Annotated in this window: 15 protein-coding genes; 7 read left to right on the top strand and 8 right to left on the bottom strand. The window is 69.2% G+C overall.

What is annotated here, in order from left to right; genetic code table 11:
- Positions 1–8: 8 nt before the first annotated feature.
- Positions 9–428, top strand: coding sequence for a hypothetical protein (locus AB4059_RS07375; protein ID WP_498978092.1), 420 nt, complete (start codon positions 9–11; stop codon positions 426–428).
- Between the two features lie 3 nt (positions 429–431).
- Here AB4059_RS07375 and AB4059_RS07380 read toward each other — a convergent pair whose 3' ends face one another.
- The 7 genes from AB4059_RS07380 to recC all read right to left on the bottom strand — a co-directional run bounded on the left by AB4059_RS07380 (position 432) and on the right by recC (position 11,894).
- The gene (locus tag AB4059_RS07380; RefSeq protein WP_498978094.1) at positions 432–1,445 is read right to left on the bottom strand and encodes an NAD(P)/FAD-dependent oxidoreductase; all 1,014 of its coding nucleotides are present in this window, start codon (positions 1,443–1,445) and stop codon (positions 432–434) included.
- The gene (folE, locus tag AB4059_RS07385) at positions 1,378–1,977 is read right to left on the bottom strand and encodes a GTP cyclohydrolase I FolE (RefSeq protein ID WP_498978095.1); all 600 of its coding nucleotides are present in this window, start codon (positions 1,975–1,977) and stop codon (positions 1,378–1,380) included. The genes AB4059_RS07380 and folE overlap by 68 nt, the downstream gene beginning before the upstream one ends.
- A gap of 46 nt (positions 1,978–2,023) precedes the next feature.
- Positions 2,024–2,494 carry a hypothetical protein gene (locus AB4059_RS07390; protein ID WP_498959290.1) on the bottom strand — a complete coding sequence of 157 codons (471 nt, stop codon included), beginning with the start codon at positions 2,492–2,494 and terminating at the stop codon, positions 2,024–2,026.
- 172 nt (positions 2,495–2,666) lie between these two features.
- The gene (locus AB4059_RS07395; protein WP_498959291.1) at positions 2,667–3,128 is read right to left on the bottom strand and encodes a hypothetical protein; all 462 of its coding nucleotides are present in this window, start codon (positions 3,126–3,128) and stop codon (positions 2,667–2,669) included.
- A 164-nt stretch (positions 3,129–3,292) separates the two neighbouring features.
- Positions 3,293–5,047, bottom strand: coding sequence for an exodeoxyribonuclease V subunit alpha (gene recD / locus AB4059_RS07400; protein ID WP_498978097.1), 1,755 nt, complete (start codon positions 5,045–5,047; stop codon positions 3,293–3,295).
- Positions 5,044–8,547 carry a UvrD-helicase domain-containing protein gene (locus tag AB4059_RS07405; RefSeq protein ID WP_498978099.1) on the bottom strand — a complete coding sequence of 1,168 codons (3,504 nt, stop codon included), beginning with the start codon at positions 8,545–8,547 and terminating at the stop codon, positions 5,044–5,046. Before AB4059_RS07405 ends, recD begins: the two co-directional genes overlap by 4 nt.
- Positions 8,544–11,894, bottom strand: coding sequence for an exodeoxyribonuclease V subunit gamma (gene recC, locus AB4059_RS07410; protein WP_498978102.1), 3,351 nt, complete (start codon positions 11,892–11,894; stop codon positions 8,544–8,546). The genes AB4059_RS07405 and recC overlap by 4 nt, the downstream gene beginning before the upstream one ends.
- Before the next feature lie 218 nt (positions 11,895–12,112).
- Between recC and AB4059_RS07415 the strand changes: the two genes are divergently transcribed.
- Genes AB4059_RS07415 through AB4059_RS07440 form a run of 6 tightly spaced genes read left to right on the top strand, consistent with a single transcriptional unit; the run spans position 12,113 to position 16,262 of the window.
- Positions 12,113–12,874, top strand: coding sequence for an ABC transporter ATP-binding protein (locus AB4059_RS07415; RefSeq protein WP_498979031.1), 762 nt, complete (start codon positions 12,113–12,115; stop codon positions 12,872–12,874).
- Positions 12,874–13,626 (top strand): MlaE family lipid ABC transporter permease subunit, encoded by a 753-nt coding sequence (locus AB4059_RS07420; protein WP_498978104.1) that lies wholly within the window; start codon positions 12,874–12,876, stop codon positions 13,624–13,626. Before AB4059_RS07415 ends, AB4059_RS07420 begins: the two co-directional genes overlap by 1 nt.
- Positions 13,627–13,631: 5 nt before the next feature.
- Entirely contained in the window at positions 13,632–14,153 is a 522-nt protein-coding gene (gene mlaD, locus AB4059_RS07425; protein WP_498978106.1) for an outer membrane lipid asymmetry maintenance protein MlaD, read from the top strand.
- The gene (locus tag AB4059_RS07430) at positions 14,150–14,854 is read left to right on the top strand and encodes an MlaC/ttg2D family ABC transporter substrate-binding protein (protein WP_498978108.1); all 705 of its coding nucleotides are present in this window, start codon (positions 14,150–14,152) and stop codon (positions 14,852–14,854) included. The genes mlaD and AB4059_RS07430 overlap by 4 nt, the downstream gene beginning before the upstream one ends.
- A gap of 4 nt (positions 14,855–14,858) precedes the next feature.
- The gene (locus AB4059_RS07435; protein ID WP_498978110.1) at positions 14,859–15,170 is read left to right on the top strand and encodes an STAS domain-containing protein; all 312 of its coding nucleotides are present in this window, start codon (positions 14,859–14,861) and stop codon (positions 15,168–15,170) included.
- A gap of 60 nt (positions 15,171–15,230) precedes the next feature.
- Positions 15,231–16,262, top strand: a complete 1,032-nt coding sequence (locus AB4059_RS07440) for an MlaA family lipoprotein (RefSeq protein ID WP_498978112.1) — start codon at positions 15,231–15,233, stop codon at positions 16,260–16,262.
- On the opposite strand, the gene AB4059_RS07445 is transcribed toward AB4059_RS07440, so the two are convergent.
- Positions 16,240–17,505, bottom strand: coding sequence for a DNA recombination protein RmuC (locus tag AB4059_RS07445; RefSeq protein WP_498978113.1), 1,266 nt, complete (start codon positions 17,503–17,505; stop codon positions 16,240–16,242). The genes AB4059_RS07440 and AB4059_RS07445 overlap by 23 nt on opposite strands.
- Positions 17,506–17,522 lie beyond the last annotated feature (17 nt).

Genomic DNA, 17,522 nt, shown 5'->3' on the forward strand with positions numbered 1-17,522 from the left:
GCAGCGACATGCCCAGCGAAAACGTGAACCTCAAGGTGCAACCCGGCAGCAACAACGGCAATGGCTGGGTCACGGTCACCGCACCGAACACGCAGATGCAGTACAGCTTCAAGTACACCGGCGGGAACCAGGACAACGGCGGCCTGAAGACGAGCGTCGGCGCCGGCACCGCGACGATCAACGTCAGCCTCAACGGCAACAACCGCTACAGCGTCAACGGCGTGACCTTCAGCGGCGACATCACGCCGCCGCAATTGAGCAGTTCCTACACGACCGACAACGCGGCGGTCACCGATCTGAACACCGCGGCATTGAACGCCGACTATTGCGTCCTGGTGCTCGACAGCACCAACGGTTCGGTCATTCCCTGCGATCCGATGATCTCCAACGATCCCCGGATGGCGGTGCCGCGCATCCAGCATTCCTGAAGTTCACGGCGACGGCAGGTCCGCTGCCGTCGCCGGTTGTGCCTCGGGGTCTTCGCGGAAGTTGGGCGGCAGGCGGTTGTGGATCGCCGTGGCCGCGATCGCGGCATGGCCGACCGCGACGCTGATCTGGTTCAACACACTGACGATGTCGCCGATGGCGTACAGGCCGTCGACGTTGGTTTGTTGCCGCTCGTCCACGTGCAATTCGCCGTTCTCGTCGACCGCTGCGCCCAGCGCGGTCGCAAGGTCGGATTGTGCTTTGGCGCCGAGGATCGGATAGACGGTGTCGAAGCGATGCACGCTGTCGTCTTCGAGGCGGAAGACACAACAGCGGCCATCGTGTTCGAGCGACTTGGCGACCGGCAGGACGGTCACGCCTGCCTCGCGTGCGCGCGCCGCACTTTCCGCGCTGGGCTCGCCGGGCTCGGAACGCACGGCAGCGACGTTGCGCGAGAACGTGCGCAGGAAAACCGCATGCGCGATCGCCGCGTCGACCGGCGCGTACACCGCGATGTGATCGTCGCTGGCTTCGTAGGCATCGCAGACCGCGCACATGCGCACGACGTTGCGCGCGATCGCATCCTCCAGCCCCGGCATCGCGGGCATCGCATCGACGATACCGGTCGCGATCAACACGTAGGTCGCGCGCCAGCGCCTGCCGTCCTGCGCGGTGGCGAGGAATCCATCGCCGTCGCGTTCGAGCCTGGCGATGCACCCATCGACGATGTCGGCGCCGTAACCGGTCGCCTGCGCGCGCAGCTTGGTCAGCAGTTCGGTGCCCGAAACCCCGAAGGGAAACCCGGGACAGTTGTGGCTCTTCGGGATCCAGCGCGCGCGGCTCTTGCCGGCATCGACCACGATCGCGCGCCGATGGAAGCGCGCGAGGTAAGTCGCCGCCACCAGGCCGGCGGGGCCGGCACCGACGATCAGGCAGTCGAGCGCCGGCGCCTCAGCGGTGGGCGCTGCTGCCGACGGAGATGAACTGGAGGAACTCGCCGCGGGTGCGTGCGTCTTCACGGAAGGTCCCGAGCATGGTCGAGGTGACCATGCTGACACCACGCTTGTGGACGCCGCGCGTGGTCATGCATTCGTGCGCGGCCTCCACCACTACGCCCACGCCCAGCGGATGCAGCGCGCGCTGGATGCAGCCGGCGATCTGCGCCGTCATCTTTTCCTGGACCTGGAAGCGGCGCGCATAGGCTTCGACCACGCGCGCGAGCTTGCTGATGCCCACGACCTTGCCCGAAGGCAGGTAGCCCACGTGCGCGCGGCCGATGATCGGCGCCATGTGGTGCTCGCAGTGGCTCTCGAACTGGATGTCGCGCAGCACGATGAGTTCGTCGTAGCCCTCGACTTCCTCGAAGGTGCGCTGCAGGTAATCGTCGGGATCCAGCGCGTAACCGCTGAACCAGTCCTCGTAGGCCTTGACCACGCGCTTGGGCGTGTCGAGCAGGCCTTCGCGCGCCGGGTCGTCGCCGGACCAGCGCAGCAGGGTGCGCACGGCCTCTTCGGCCTGCGCGCGGGAAACGGAATTGCGTTCGTCGCTCATCGGGGGGCGGCCCTGCTGTCCTGCGGGGGGGCCGCCATGGTACCGGCTAGCGGGGCGGCGGCATGTGCTCGGCCTTGCCGAGCGCTTCCTGCATCGAGCGCCATGCGTGTTCGACCGCCGGGCGCGCCTCGAGCCACGCCATGCGCGACCCGAAGTGCGCATTGGACTCCCAGGCCCCCTGCAGGATCGATTCGGATTCCTGGAAGGTCTCTTCGCCGTAGCGTTCGTAGGTTTCCAGGCCGTAGCGGTAGGCCGGCGCGTAGTCGTGCCAGGTATATCCGGCGCGGTAGTACGGCATCGACTGGTAGATCTGTTCGAAGTGGCCCAGGTTCTCGCGCCGGTCGCGCGCCTCGGCGATGCGGTCGCCCGCGGTGGCGCCCAGGGCCACGCCGACGATGCCGCCGACCGCCATGCCCGGCGGGCCCGCGACCACGGCGCCCAGCGCCGCGCCCGCCGCACCGCCCGCGAGGGCTGCGCCGGAGGTACCGACCACGTGGTCCTTTCGGAGAATGCTCATGGGCGCGCTCCATGTGTCGAGCTTCGAAAACTAGGCGCGGATGCGTTCAAGGCCGGTGAAGTCATCCAAAAAGCAAAGGCCGCACGTGGCGGCCTTTGCGTCCGGGTTCCCCCGGCTCGTCTTGCGGCGCGTTCGCACCGCGAGTCCTTGCTAGCGAGAATGCTGCAAGCGATCAGCGACCGTCGCGGTCGGCGTCGCCCGGCATGGCGCGTTCGACGTAATGCCAACCGTCGCGCACCGCACCCTTCGCTTCAGCCCAAGCCAGGCGCGAATTCGCCTTGCCCGATTCCCAGCCGCGCTGCAGGTCGGGTTCGACGTCGTCGAACTTCTGCCCGCGGTACTGGCCGTAGGTATCGTAGCCGTACTTGTAAGCCGGCTCGTAATCGGACCAGTCGCCGCTCTTGTTGTAGTAAGCGGTGTCGCGGTACGAGGTCTTCCAATGGTCGTTGTAAGCGGTCGGGTTGACGGCTTCGGCGATCGAACCGCCGGCCTTCGCACCGAGCACGCCACCGGCGATCGCGCCGACCACGGTACCGACCGGGCCAGCTGCCGAACCCACGGCCGCACCCGTGACGGCGCCCGTCACTGCACCCGTGCCTTCACCGATGCTGTGGTCCTTTTTGATGTCGCTCATTGTGCTTTTGCTCCTGACTCGTGGGGGACGCTCGCGCTTTGATCGCGAGGTGCGCAAGTTAGGAACTGCGTGGTGCAGCGACAGTGAAGGCAATGGCGTTTTTGTTGAACGCAAGGCAACGCACGCGCGCTGGCGTGTTCAGAAATTCGTGCGCAACGAAATCGTCACGCCTCGCGCAATCGCCGCGCCAATCCCGACACGCGTTGCGCGCGCACCGACAGCGCTTCGCGCAGGACGGTTTCCGAAGCGCACAGGTGCAGCGCGTCGCGCGCACGCGTGATCGCGGTGTAAACGAGTTCGCGCGACAGCGTGCGTGCGAACTGGCGCGGCAGTTGCAACCAGACCGTGTCGAACTCCGAGCCCTGCGCCTTGTGCACGGTCATCGCGAACGCACCGGCATGCGCGGGCAGCGCCGCCGGATGGAACGGCCGCAAGCCTGCCGCAGTGCGGAACCACACGACGCTCCCGTCTTCGCCGCGCAGGCACAGGCCCAGGTCGCCGTTGAACAGGCCATGCCGATAACTGTTTTCCGTCACCGCCACCAGGCGCCCGTGGAAATACGGATCGCGCTGCGCGCCGGCCAGCGCTTCTTCGATGCGTGCATTCAGCGCGATCGCACCCTGCGCACCGTTGCGCAAGGCCGTGAGCAAGCGCGCACGCTGGGCGATGTCGAGCGCATGTTCGATCTGATCCGGTGCGTCCGCATCGACGGCGCCGAGCGCACGCCACGGTGCGAGCAAGGTGTCGCGCAACTGCGGCGCGAGCGGGTCGATCGCCGCTTCGTGGAAGTGGACGTTGCGCAAGGTGCCACCGCGCAGCAATGCGAGGGTTTGCTCCGCATCGCCCTCGCGTACGGCGGCGGCGAGCGGTGCGAGGTCGAACGCATCGACCTGGCGATAGGTGCGCTGCAACGCGACGCGCAAGCCCTGGAAGTGGCGCGGCGTGGCAATCGGCGCGGCCAGTGCTTCGAGCGTGGTGTCGCTTGCGGCCTCGACGGTGGTCGCGGCATCGGCGATGGCGGCGAGCACGTCGCCGGCTTCCACCGACGGCAACTGATCGCGATCGCCGAGCAGCACAAGGCGGGCGCCTTCGGGCACGGCTTCGACGAGTTTGCACATCAGCGGCAGATCGACCATCGAGGCTTCGTCGACGACGATGATCTCGTGCGGCAACGGCAGGTCGCGGCCATGACGGAACTGCGGGCGGTCGGGAATCGCGCCGAGCAGGCGATGCAGCGTCGAAGCGTCGGCGGGCAGCGCATCGCACAGCGCGGGGTCGAGGCCGGCTTCGCGCAAGGCATCGACGGCGAAGCGAAGGCTCTGCGCCATGCGGTCGGCGGCGCGGCCGGTTGGCGCAGCCAATGCGATGCGCAACGTGCGGCCCTCGCGCTGCGCCTGCGCGACGGCGAGCAACAGCATGCGCGCGATCGTGGTCGTCTTGCCCGTGCCCGGGCCACCGGTGACGAGCAGCAAGGGATGGCGCAATGCGAGTGCGGCCGCGCGGGCCTGGTGTGCGTCGCGTGCATCTGCGGGGAACAAGCGTTCGAAGACCGGCGCGAGCGCAGCGATGTCGTCGGCGTCGATCGTCGCCGCGGCGATGCGGCGCAATCCATCGGCGAGCCGGCGTTCGTATTCGCGGTAACGGCGCAGGTAAAGCAGATCGCCTTCGAGCACGAGCGGCAGGCCCGGATCGGCCACCGCATCGGCGGCGGGACGTGCGACCCAACGCGACACGGAGAGCGCATCGCGCAGGCCCGCATCGCCTTCCAGATCGAGCGCAGCGTGCCCCTGCGCGATCGCGAATGCAGCGCGCGCGGCGGCATCGATCACGCGCGGATCGGCGTCGGGCTCGCGGCGCGCCAACGTCTGCGCGAAGGCGAGGTCGAAGGCGCGCGGCAGGTCGTCGCGTTGCGCGCTCATGCGGTGCCTCCGAGCAAATCGTCGACGGCGTGGATCAGCGCGGGCGACAAGTCGGGAACCGCGATGCCGCGTTGCGGATCGGCCGCATCGAGCCCGCGACAGAACAGATAGCGCACGCCACCGAAGGCCGCCGTCGCCGCTTCACGACTGCCCAGGCGCATGCGCAACCAGCGATGCACGGCCACGGCATAGAGCAGGGCCTGCAGATCGTATTCGCTCGAAGCCATGGCTTGCGCCAGCGTTGCTGCGTCCCATCCCGGCAGGCGATTGGATTTGTAGTCGATGACATACACAAGGCCATCGACGCGATAGGTCAAGTCGATCTTGCCGGTCATCAGGCCGCTGAGTTTCGGCCACGCGCCGAAATCGCGACGCCCCACGGCGATTCCGTGTTGCTGCAACAAGGAGAGCAATGCAGGCGCGTCCGCGTCGGCGAGGGTGAAATGGAATTCGAGCTCCGCGATGCGCGCGCTGGCCGGCACGTCGCACAAGCGCACGCCCTCGGGCAACGGCGCGGTGAGCGTGCGCGCGATCAGCGGCGCGAGCTCGCGCACACCGGCGTCGAAATCGCTCTCCGGGTAATCCTGGGAACGCAGGGCATCGCACAGGAATGCGCGTTGCTCGGCGGGCATCGCCTCCGGATCGCTCCACGCGGCGAAGTCCACGTGCTCGAGCGCGTGGTGCAAGGCGTTGCCGAAGCGCGTGCCGGAGAAACGCAGCAGGGCGGGGTCGACGGTCTCGAAGACGGCGAGCGGGCGTTCGTCGTCGGCCGGCGATTCCTCGGCGAGCGCCTGCGCGCCGTGTGCGTGCTGGCGATGCAATTGGGAGAAGCTGTGGATCCACCAGTCGCGGCGCAGGCGGCGATGCGGCGTGCGCGGCGCGGGGATGGCGTCGGGCACGGCGGGGCGCAGGCGCGTATCGTCGGTCGTGTCTTCCGGCGCGCGCACGTCGATGTTGCCGTCGATCAGATCGGCGCGGGGCAGCACGCCGCCGAACAGGCGATGCAGCGAGGATTGCGCATTGGACGCGAGCGGCCCGGTCGTGAGCCACATCGCATCGCGTGCGCGCGTCAGGCCGACGTACAACAGGCGCATGTCCTCGGCGGCGTCTTCGCGCTTCGCGGCCTGGTTCGCGTCGTCCCACGACGGTGCGCCGGAATGACGTTCGCGGGTCTTCCACTGGCGCACGCGTTGGCCGCTGTCATCGTGATATTGCACGACGCGCGCCTTCCCGCCATTGACGCGACCGATGCCGGCGAAGGGCAGGAAGACCAGCGGGAATTCCAGGCCCTTGCTCTTGTGCAGCGTGAGGATCTGCACGCGGCTGGCGTCGGACTCCAGGTTGGGCCACTGCGTTTCGTCCTCGCGGTCGGCATGCGCGATGGCGGCGCGCAACCAATCGACCTGGCCTTGCGGGCCGAGGCGATGCGCGCGGACTTCCTGCAATTGCTCGGACAGCTGCAACAGATGCGTGATGCGCCGTTCGCCATCGGCGAAGGCGAGCATGCGTGCCGCCTCACGCGCGACGACATCGGCCAGCATCGGCTGCGGGCCATGCGATTCCCAGCGCAGGCGCCAGTCGGCGAGATCCTGCTGCCAACGACGACGCGCGTCGCCATCGGCCTCGCGCGCTTGCAATGCAGCGGCGTCGTAACCGAACAGTGGCGTGGCAAGCACGGCGCGCAGGCGCCGCTCGTCGCCGGGCGTCGACAAGGCAAGCAGCAACGCGAGCAACTGTTGCGCCTCCTCGGTTTCGTAAAGGCTGCCGCGGCCGGCGCTGACGGCGGGCACGCCGAGATGCGTCAATGCATCGCGGATCGCGATGCCTTCGCGATGGCTGCGCACGAGGACGGCGCAATCGCGCGGTTCGATCGGCCGCTGTGCATCCCCATCGCGCCGTGTGGCGCGGCCTTCGCGGGCGCGCACGAGCAGGTCGCGGATCGCGCGGGCGCAACTGCGCGCGGCGCCGTCGATCGATTCCTGCGCAGTCCACTTGCCGCCGACCTTCGCGGGAAGTTCCTGCACGATGATCGCCGGCGCGGGCGCACCATCGACAAGGAAGTCGGAGTCGGAGGCGCGACCGCCGGCTTGCGTCGGCGCGAAGGCGATGCCGTCGCCGAGCAAATCGGCCGGCGCGGCATCGAACACCGCGTTCACCGCTTCGAGCACGCAGGGCCGCGAACGGAAATTGCGATCGAGCGGCGCGGCGAGCGCTGCGGTCGAGCGCGCGTCCAGGTAGGTTTGCACATCGCCGCCGCGGAAGCGGTAGATCGCCTGCTTCGGATCGCCGACGAGCAGCAGGCCGCCTTCGCCGAACAGGCGCGAGAAGATCGTCCACTGGCGCGCGTCGGTGTCCTGGAATTCGTCGACGAGCACGAGCGGGAACTGCGCGCGCAGGGCCTCGACCAAGGCCGCTGCGACGTCCGGGGTTTCCAAAGCGGCGAACACCGCATCGACGAGGTCGTCGAAGTCGCGCACGTTCGCGTCGCGCTTGATCGCCTGGTCCTGGCGACGCGCATCGGCGCGCAGGGCGTGCAGCAGGAACAGATCCACGCCTTCGCTCGCGCAGACGAAGGCTTGCACCGCATCGCCGATGGACAGCTGCGGCGCCATCGCCTGCTTGGTCGGCGGGCAGCACTTCACCAGGCCCGTCGGCGTGAGCGAGGCGAGGTCTTCGTGCGGGTGCGGCGCGGCGTCGGATTGCGCGGCGAACCATTGCCAGATCGCTTCGAACGGCAAGGCTTCCTTGCCCGACTTGAGGATGCGCTTGGTCGCGGCCAGGCGCAGGGCTTCGAGGTCCTGGTCGCCGTGCAAGCGGAATTGTTCGCGCAGGTGGCGCCATGCGGCGTCGCGGCGCGCGATCGCATCGCCCGACGGCGGCGGCGGAAGCAGCGGCTCCAGCGGCAACAGATCGCGCAATGCCTTGGCCAGATCGTCGACATCTCCGAAAGTGCGCTGCAGGAAGTCGGCGCCTTCGGCGCTGCGCGAGTGCGTGCGCCAGAGCACGACGGCCAGGCGATCGCGTTGCGCGGCGTTGCCCGGCTCGATGTCGGTGCGCAATAGCGGTTGGCCGGCCAGCAGCGCGTGTTCGGCGAGCAGGCGTTGGCAGAAACCGTGGATGGTGGTGATCGCGGCGAGGTCGAGATCGCGTACGGCGCGCTGCAGGCGCAAGCGAAGCGCGGGCAGCGGTTCGTCGCGCAAGGCATCGCGCAACAGTTGGCGCAGGAGTCGGGTTTCTGCGTCGTCGCTTGCGGTATCGGCCTCGTCGCGCCATTCGAGGGCGAGTTGCGCGGCGCGCTGCAGGCGCAGGCGCACGCGTTCGTGCAATTCCTGCGTCGCGGCGACGGTGTAGGTGACCGCGAGGATCTGCGGCACCTGCAGGCGCTGCGCAATCACCGCGCGCGCGAACAGCCCCGCGAGCGCATACGTCTTGCCGGTGCCCGCGCTGGCTTCGACCAGGCTGCGCGCATCCAGCGGCGTGTCGAAGACGGTGGCGCTCATGCGTACGCCTCCGGGTCGAGCGGCGTTGCATCGGCCAATGCACTGAACAGCGAGACGGACAGCAACTTGAAACGGGTCAGCGACTGTTCGTCTTCATCGAAGAACGGGTCGCGACCGCGCAAGGCCACGCGCGTGGCGGGGGAGGCTTCCGCGCGGCCGGCGCCATCGAACTGCGTGCCGGTCCAGGTTTCGCGTGCGGACTTGGTCGCGGCCGCGATCGCCGCGTCGTCGTATCGGCCATCGAGTTTGCGCACGAAGCAGTGGCCGCTTTTCGGCAGGAACACTTGCGGGGCGCGCAACGCGGCGTCGTGCCAGCCGAAGAACGAGTCGAGCGCGGCGGCGGCGCGTTTGGGCGTCGGCGGCTTGCGCTCGACCCAGGCCGGCGGCGATTCCTTGTTCTCGCGCGCCAGTTCGAAGAACTTGATGCCGGCGACCGCGGCGCACAGGCGCTCCAGCCCGTGCCGCACGGCGTGTCCCCCATGCAGGCCGTCGGGCCGCAACACCACGCGCAACACGCCCGGCCGATGCACGCCGTCGAAGGTTCCGCGCAAGGCGCCGGCGCTGGATTCATGCGCGAAGGGCACGCGCGTCGCGCGATCGCCGAAGCCCTTGTCGAGCGCCATCTGCGCGAAGGGCGCGATCTCCTCGAGCAGATCGGCCACTTGCCCGCGACCGTCCGCACCGGGCGCGATCAGCGCGCGCGCAAGCAGGCGCGCGTGCAGGGCGTGCGCGTCGGGCCGGCCGCTCGCGCGCATCCAGGCATCAAACACCGCATGCCGCAGCGCGTATTGGCCGAGCGCATCGGGCGCGCCAAGCGGCTCGTGCTCCGCCAGCGGCGCTTCGTCTTCCGGGAGGCGCAGCTGCAAGCCTTCCTGCAGGTACACCGCGTGCGGCCGCATCATCGAACGGCGCAGGCGATCGAGCGACAGCGCGCCGCGCTCGTTCTCCGATGGCGGCAACCACAGGGTGGGCGGCGCGAACACGGGCGTGTCGTCGACGCCTGCGGTTTCTTCGGAGGCCGCGCGCCAGCGTGCGTCGTAGCTGAAACGGCGCGGTTCCACCGTCCCGCCCGCGTGCGCGGCGCCGAAAGCCGCGGGTGCGAATGGTTGCAACGCATGGCGAACGACGAGGGATTCGCGCACGTGTTCGGCATCGCCTGCGTGGTACGCGGCCGCGGCATCGAGCAGTTCGGCGACGAGCGTCGAAGGTTCGCGCCGGCTGTTGTCGCGCGGGTCCATGCCGCACCAGCTGAGCGACAACACGCGACCGGCCGATGCGAACAGCTGCAGGAACAGATAGCGGTCGGCATCGCGCCGCGAGGGGTCGCCCTTGCGGCGATCGGCCGTGCCGAGCGCGTTGGCGATGCGATTGATCGGGTCGCGGCCTTCGCGCGCGGGGAAGGCCTCCGCATCCATGCCGAGCAGGCAGGTGACGCGGAAGGGGATCAGGCGCATCGGCACCATGCGGCCGAAGCAGATTCCGCCGGAAAGGAAGGGCGCACGCGCATCGGCCTGGCCGAGTTCGTCGCGCAATTGTTCGAGGACCACGACGTGTTCGACCGGCGTGTCGTAGTGCGCACGCGCCGCGCCGTCGGCGAAGCGCCCGATGGCGTCACGCAGGCGACGCAGGATGGCTGCATCGCTGCTGTCGCGCGCTGGCGCGAAGGCCTCGTCGAGCAAGCGGTGCAGCACCGTCGCCCAGGCCGCGGGCGGATGCGGGCCGGCGAGACGGCTGCGCATCTCACGCAGCATCGCGACGCAGCGCAGCAGCGCATCGAGTGCTTCGGCGGCCTGGCCTTCGAGCTCCGGCCATGGCGCGACGCCTGCGATGTCTTCGTCCTCGCCGCTCGCATAGCCCAACAGCAAGCGGTCGATCGCGAATTCGATGGTGAACGCGTCGCCGTCGGCGCCGTGGCGCGCGCGATCGGCAGCGTCGAGGCCCCAGCGCGCGCCGGCATTTTCGAGCCAATCCTGCACGCGCATGCGGTCGGCATCTTCCAGGCCGAAGCGCGCGGCGATCGCGGGCACGGCGAGCAGGTCGAGCAGATCGGCGAGCGAGGGCGCGTGCAGCGGCAGTTCCAGCAATCGCAGGAAGGCTTCGGCCACGGGCGCGGTCGCCAGCGGACTGGTGTCGGCAATCGTGTACGGCAACTCGCGCGGCGTGCCGAGTGCGCCGCCGAACACCGCTTCGATATGTGGCGCGTACGCATCGACATCCGGCGCGAGCACGGCGATGTCGCGCGGCTGCAGGTCCGGTTGTTCTTCGAGCAGCGCGCGCAGTTGATCGTGCAGCACCTGCACTTCGCGCAGGCGCGTATGGCAGGCGTGGAATTGGAGGCTCGCGTCGCGCACGTCGACGCGCGGCCGCGGCCATGCGGCCTCGTCGCTGTCGTGCAGCGGCGCGCGGTTGTCGAGCAGGTCGGCCTGCATGCGGCCGAGCAGCGTGTCGCGCGGGGGTTCGACGAAAGGCGCGAGATCGAACGATGGCGTGGCGATCTCGCCGCCGACGAGCATCGCGACGAAATCGCGCCCCGCTTGTCCCCACGCGGCGAGCAACGGATTGGGCGGCGTGTCGTTCGCGCCGAGGTAGGCCTCGTCGGTGGTCGGCGTGTACGCGGACCAGCGCTGGAGGTCGCCCCAGAATCCGCGGGCGGGCGAATGGAGGAAGAAATGTTGCGTGCCCGCGCGCGCCTGGCTGGCGATCACCTGCAACACATCAGGCGAAACGTTCTGGCACGCGAAGACGAACAGGCGCGGCGGAAGGCCTTGCGGCGCTTCGGGGCCCTCGGGGCCGAAACGCGCGAGGAAGTCGCCGATGCGCCGCGCGCGATGCGCCTTGTCGCGGGCGATCGCGCGCCACAGCGTCGCTTCCCAATCGTCCTTCGGCGCGCGGCGCTCCCAGGCGAGCAGCCAGTCGCGGCGCCAGGCCTGGTACTTCTCGAAGGTTTCGGCGAGCGCGTTGGCCAGCGACCAGGTCTTGCGCGGGTCGGCGTGCGCGAGGAAGCGTTCCAGGGCCGGCGGCGGATGGCGTTGCAGTTCGCGCAAGGCGTGCCAGCGCAGGGCGTCGGGCTCGAGGCGGTCGGCATCGGGCGCGGGACCGAGGTTGGCGTCCAGCGCGAGGTCGACGTATTCGCCGGGGGTGAGGAAGCGCAGGTTCGCGCAGATCCCGGTCTGTTCGGCCAGCGCCTGCTGCAACCAGCGGCGCATGGAAAATTGCGGGACCAGGACGATGTCCGGCCGCAGCCAGTCGCCGTCGGCGGGCACGCGCGCGACTTCCACGGCGAGCACCCCGGCGAGCACGTCGAGCGCGTTGCCGTGGTAGAGGCGGAAGTCGGGGCGTCCTTGCATGAGGCGCCATGATGCCGGAGGGCGTCGCAATCTCCGAGATTGCACGATCGGCACTGCCGCCCGGCGCCAGCTTTGACACAATGCGCGGCCGTGCCCGATGCATGCGCACGCCCGCTGGGCCGCCATTCAGCGCCCGGTAGCGAAGCTGCGCCGCCTTTCGCCTATTTAGAAAGACACCCACCCGCGTGAACACGACCCCAGACCAGCCCGCCGTGCGCATGTCCGGCCTCCGCCTCGAACGCGGCGGGCGGGTGGTGCTGCGCGAGATCGACCTCGCGGTGCCGCGCGGCAGCGTCACGGCCGTGCTCGGGCCGTCGGGCAGCGGCAAGTCCACGCTGCTGGCCGCGCTCACCGGTGAACTCGTGCCGGCCGCCGGCCACGTCGAGGTGTTCGGCGAAGAAGTCCCGCGTGCGCAGAAGGCCCTGCTGACGATGCGCAAGCGCGTCGGCGTGTTGTTGCAGGGCAATGGCCTGCTGACCGATCTGACGGTCGCCGAAAACGTCGCACTGCCGCTGCGCACGCACACCGACCTGCCCGATGCGGTGATCCGCCGCCTGGTCGAGATGAAGCTGCATGGCGTGGGCCTGCGCGCCGCGGCCGACCTGTTCCCGCGCGAACTCTCCGGCGGCATGGCGCGTCGCGTGGCCCTGGCCCGCGCGCTCGCGCTGGATCCGCCGCTGATGGTCTACGACGAACCGCTGACGGGCCTGGATCCCATCGCGAGCGGCGTGGTCATGAGCCTGGTCCGTCGCCTGAACGACACGCTCGGCCTGACCAGCATCGTCGTCACGCACCACGTCCACGAGACGATGCCCATCGCCGACCACGCGATCGTGATCGCCAACGGCGGCATCGTGTTTTCGGGGACGCCGGCCGAACTGGCCGACTCGCGCGATCCGCTCGTGCGCCAGTTCCTGGAAGGGCAGCCCGACGGCCCCATTCCCTTCGACACCACGGCGCGCGCGCCGGAGGCCGCCTGATGCCCTTCGTCGCCGCCACGCGCGCCCTCGGCGCCGCGGGCCTGTTTTCCCTGTCGGTCCTGCGCGCGTCGAAGCCGACCCGCGATTTCTTCGCCGAGCTCACGAAAGAGATTTACAAGATCGGCGCGCGCTCCCTGCCGATCGTGGCCGCCGGCGGTGCGTTCGTGGGCCTGTCGGTGACGCTGCTCGGCTATCGCGCGCTGGAAACCTACGGCGCCACCGGCCAGGTGAGCGCGCTGTTGGGGTTGGGCCTGTATCGTGAATTGGGCCCGGTGCTGACGGCATTGCTGTTCGTCGGGCGCGCGGGTTCGTCGATCGCCGCCGAACTGGGCCTGATGCGCGCGACCGACCAGATCACCGCGCTGGGCCTGATGGCGATCGATCCGGTGGCCAAGACCGTCGCCCCGCGCTTCTGGGCCGCGGTGCTGTGCGTGCCGCTGCTCACCGGCTTCTTCATCAGCCTGGCGATCGCGGCCGGTTACTTCGAAGCCGTGCACGTGATCGGCATCGACGGCGGCACGTTCTGGCAGACGATGAAGGACAGCGTGGATTTCCACGACGACTTCCTCGTCGCTTTCATCAAGGCCGCGATCTTCGGCGGCGTGTCCGCGCTCGTGGCCTCGTACGTGGGCTTCCACGCCGAGCCGACCATCGAAGGCACGTCGGTGGCCACCACGCGCGCGGTGGTCAACGCCTCGCTGCTGGTGCTGATGTTCAATTTCGTCCTTTCCGCCCTGCTGTTCAGGAGTTGAAGACCATGCGTGGTCCCCGTCTCGAATTCGCGGTCGGCGCGTTCCTGCTGCTTGCCCTCGCGAGCCTGCTGGTCCTCGCGATCGCCTCGACCAACAACAAGTGGGGCTTCGGCGGGGATACCTACCCGCTCAAGGCGCGCTTCGCCACGATCGGCCAGTTGCGCGTCGCAGCGCCGGTGAAGATCGGCGGCGTGGTCGTCGGCTCGGTGTCGGACATCGGGCTGGATCCGCAGCGTTTCGATTCGGTCGTGACGCTGTCGATCGACGGCCGCTACAAGGACCTGCCGGCCGATACGTCCGCGGGCATTTTCACCAGCGGCCTGCTGGGCGAGGCCTACGTCGGCCTGTCGCCCGGCGGCGATGTCGAAACCCTGAAGCCCGGGGACGAGATCGCCTTGACGCAGTCGGCCGTCGACCTCATGCAGTTGGTCGGCAAGTACATGTTCTCCGGCGGCGACAAGCCCGCCGGTGCCGCGGCCCCCGCCGCTGCATCCACTTCCGCCACCCCCACGGAAACCACCCCATGAAGCGAACCCAGACTGCCGTCCGCGTGTCCCAGCGCGGCCTGCTCCGCCAAGCGCTCGCCGCCTCCGCCCTCGCTGTCGCGCTCGCCGCCGCGGGGCCGTCGATCGTGCACGCGCAAGCCGCCGCCAAGCCGGCCGCCGCGCCCACCACGCAGGGCCAGCCGAGCCAACTGGTGCTCACCAATGCCACGCGCATCGTCGCCACGTTGGAAAAGCGCCGCGACGAGTTCATGAAGGATCGCGCCGCGCTCGACAAGTTCGTCAGCACCGAATTCACCCAGATGTTCGATCGCGATTACGCCGGTCGCCTGGTGCTCGGCCGCCACGGCCGCGGTGCGTCGGATGCCGACGTCAAGCTGTTCTCCGACGCGCTGTCCGACAGCCTGATGGCGCGCTACGGCTCGGCGCTGCTGGCCTTCGACAAGGGCCTGAAGATCCGCGTGAAGAGCGAAACCCCGTTGCGCGGCGGCGCGATGGTGCGCGTGTCCAGCGAGTTCGTCCGTGCCAACGGCCAGGCCACGCCCGTCGATTACCTGATGCACAAGAACGGCGCGAACTGGCAGGTCTTCGACGTGATGGTCGAAGGCGTGTCCTTCGTGCAGACCTTCCGCACGCAGTTCGACGGCCCGCTGCAGACCAAGGGCATCAAGCAGGTCGCCGCCGACCTGCGCGCCGGCAAGCTGCAGGCGCAGGCGTCGCAGTAAGCCGATGAACGACGCCCGCCGCGATCCCGCATCCCCGCTCGCCGTCGCCCGCGACGGCGACGCGCTCGTCTTCACCGGCGCGCTGGTCCGCGCTTCGGTGGCGGCGGCGTGGTCGCAGGTCCACAAGGCGATCGCGGGCGTGCGCCGCATCGACCTGCGCGGCGTGACCCTGGTCGACAGCGCCGGCGTGGCGCTGCTCGCCGAGCTCGCCGCGCGCGCGGGCACCGGCGTGGCCATCGAAGGCAGCCCGCCGGGCCTGGGCGAGCTCCGCGCCGCCTACCGGCTGGATGGGTCGCTGGGCTTCGCCAGCGCCTGATCCGCATTCAGGACGCATCGTCCCGAACGCCACGCACTTTCCCCATTTACACTTTCCGGCATGGATCGCCCCCTCGTTTCGATTTCCGCGCTGCTCGCCGGCGCCCTGCTCGCGCTCGGTGCGCCGGTGGCGTTCGCGCAGGATGCCGTTCTCCCGGCACCGGTTGAGACCCGCGCCGCACCGGTCGATGTCCCCATGCCGGCGACGACGGCTGCGCCAATCGCCGTCGAGGTCCCCGCGGCATCGACCTCCGCCGCACCCGTCGCAGTCGACGTGCCCGCCGCATCGACGAGCGCCGAACCGCAATCCACCGAAGCCCCGACGGCCGCCGAAGAAGACTTCGTGTCGATCTACGGCGACGGCGCGCTGCCCACCGCCGCGGAACTCCCGAAGGCCTACGACCCGTGGGAGCCCTTCAACCGCAAGATGCACACCTTCAACAACGCGATCGACCGCGTCATCGCGAAGCCGTTGGCGAAGGCGTACGTGAAAGTCATTCCGCGCCCGGTGCGCCTGGGCGTCAGCAACTTCTTCTCCAATCTCTACCAGCCGCTCAGCGCGCTCAACAGCCTGCTGCAAGGCAAGCCGAAACAGGCGGGCCAGGCGATCGGCCGCTTCGCGCTGAACGTCACGCTGGGCCTGGGCGGCATTTTCGACCCGGCCTCGGACGCGAAACTCCCGCGCATCAGCGAGGACTTCGGCCAGACGCTCGGCGTGTGGGGATGGAAGCAATCGCGTTATGTCGAGCTGCCCCTGTTCGGGCCGCGTACGGTGCGCGACATCTTCGGCATGGCGGGCGATGCACCGTTCGGCCTGCTGCACGGCGTGGAAGACGACAAGCTCCGCATCTTCGTGCAGGGGCTGCAGCTGGTGGACGTGCGTACGCAGTTGCTCGCGGTGGATGCGATGCGCGAAGGCGCCGCGGATGATTACGCGCTCGTGCGCGACGCCTGGCTGCAACGCCGCGATTACCAGATCTTCGGCGACCGCAACATCGACGAAGACAGCTCGCTGCCCGATTACCTGCGCGAGGACAACAACCCGACCGTGCCGATGGACGCCATCCCGGTCACGCCGATGGGTGGCGGCTGAGGGCTGCGTCTTCGAGGTCCTCCGGCTCCAGGTCGGCCGGTAGTTTCTTCTTTCCCTTGACGCCCATTTCCGCGAGCCGGCGCGCGCGCGGAATCACGGCCTGCGGCGATTCCTCGAGGCGGTTGCGCGCGGCGCGATAGGCCTTCTGCGCGTTTTCCAGTTCGGCGCCCACCGAGGTGAAGTCGGCCAGGAAGGCGATCACCGAATCCAGCAGGTGCCCGCCGGTCTCGCTGATCTTCATCGCCTGCTTCTGCAGCTTGTCGCGCGTCCACAGGCGGTCGGCGACGCGGAGCATCGCCATCAGCGTGTTGGGCGAGGCGAACACGACGCCTTTTTCGAAGGCATCGGTCTGCAGGCGGTCGTCGAAGCCCAGCGCGGCGGAAAGTGCGCCTTCGATCGGCACGAATGCGATGGTGACGGCCAGCGCCGTGTCGCCCACCGCCGCCGGATAGTTGCGCTCGGCCAGGTCGCGCACGTGCTGGCGCAGCGCGGTGGCGTGGCGACGCATCGCCTCGGCCTGCACTTCCGGCACGTCGGCGTTGACCGCTTCCTGCCACGCGACCAGGTTGACCTTGCTGTCGACGACGATGCGGCGGTCGTCGGGCAGGCGCACGATCACGTCGGGGCGCAGGCGGCGGCCCTCGGCGTCGGTGCTCGATTGCTGGCGATCGAAGTGCACGCCTTCTTCCAGGCCGGAGGAACGCAGCACGTTTTCGAGCATGAGCTCGCCCCAGTCGCCGCGGATCTTCGAATTGCCCTTCAGCGCGCGGGTGAGCGAATCGGCCTTCGCGGCCATGTCCTGGTTGAGCGTCTTGAGTTCCTGCACGGCGCCGAGAAGCGACGCGCGCTCCTTCGCTTCGTCGCCGTAGACGGTGTCCACGCGCTTGCGGAACTCGCCCAGTTGGTCGGCGAAGGGCTTGAGCAGCAACTCGATGTCCGACTTCGACTGGCCGGTGGCCTGGCGCACGTTGTGTTCGAACTGCTGGCCGCGTTCCTGGAAGGCCTTGCCGGCCAGTTCGGTGAAGCGCGCGGAGAGTTGTTCCTGCGCGGCGCGCACGAAGCCTTCGGTTTCCGCGCGTGCACGGCGGGCTTCATCGGCCTCGGCGCGGGCGCGCTCGACGGCGATCGCGTCCTCGCGGCTGCGTTCGCGGAAGGCGTCGATTTCCTTCCGGCGCAACGCGAATCCGATCGACAGCCCCGCCGCCAGCGCCAGGACGCAGCTCAGGATCAGGGTGGCGGACATGGGCGTTCTCCGGTCGG

This window comes from Lysobacter sp. 2RAF19 (genome assembly GCF_052115395.1).
In the GTDB taxonomy this organism is placed as follows: domain Bacteria; phylum Pseudomonadota; class Gammaproteobacteria; order Xanthomonadales; family Xanthomonadaceae; genus Noviluteimonas.

Bases quoted from the DNA above. Each gene is read 5' to 3' on its own strand.
- AB4059_RS07375 (WP_498978092.1), top strand. From the start codon at position 9: ATGCCCAGCGAAAACGTGAACCTCAAGGTGCAACCCGGCAGCAACAAC.
- folE (WP_498978095.1), bottom strand. From the start codon at position 1,977: ATGAGCGACGAACGCAATTCCGTTTCCCGCGCGCAGGCCGAAGAGGCC.
- AB4059_RS07390 (WP_498959290.1), bottom strand. From the start codon at position 2,494: ATGAGCATTCTCCGAAAGGACCACGTGGTCGGTACCTCCGGCGCAGCC.
- AB4059_RS07395 (WP_498959291.1), bottom strand. From the start codon at position 3,128: ATGAGCGACATCAAAAAGGACCACAGCATCGGTGAAGGCACGGGTGCA.
- recD (WP_498978097.1), bottom strand. From the start codon at position 5,047: ATGAGCGCGCAACGCGACGACCTGCCGCGCGCCTTCGACCTCGCCTTC.
- AB4059_RS07405 (WP_498978099.1), bottom strand. From the start codon at position 8,547: ATGAGCGCCACCGTCTTCGACACGCCGCTGGATGCGCGCAGCCTGGTC.
- recC (WP_498978102.1), bottom strand. From the start codon at position 11,894: ATGCAAGGACGCCCCGACTTCCGCCTCTACCACGGCAACGCGCTCGAC.
- AB4059_RS07415 (WP_498979031.1), top strand. From the start codon at position 12,113: ATGTCCGGCCTCCGCCTCGAACGCGGCGGGCGGGTGGTGCTGCGCGAG.
- AB4059_RS07420 (WP_498978104.1), top strand. From the start codon at position 12,874: ATGCCCTTCGTCGCCGCCACGCGCGCCCTCGGCGCCGCGGGCCTGTTT.
- mlaD (WP_498978106.1), top strand. From the start codon at position 13,632: ATGCGTGGTCCCCGTCTCGAATTCGCGGTCGGCGCGTTCCTGCTGCTT.
- AB4059_RS07430 (WP_498978108.1), top strand. From the start codon at position 14,150: ATGAAGCGAACCCAGACTGCCGTCCGCGTGTCCCAGCGCGGCCTGCTC.
- AB4059_RS07435 (WP_498978110.1), top strand. From the start codon at position 14,859: ATGAACGACGCCCGCCGCGATCCCGCATCCCCGCTCGCCGTCGCCCGC.
- AB4059_RS07440 (WP_498978112.1), top strand. From the start codon at position 15,231: ATGGATCGCCCCCTCGTTTCGATTTCCGCGCTGCTCGCCGGCGCCCTG.
- AB4059_RS07445 (WP_498978113.1), bottom strand. From the start codon at position 17,505: ATGTCCGCCACCCTGATCCTGAGCTGCGTCCTGGCGCTGGCGGCGGGG.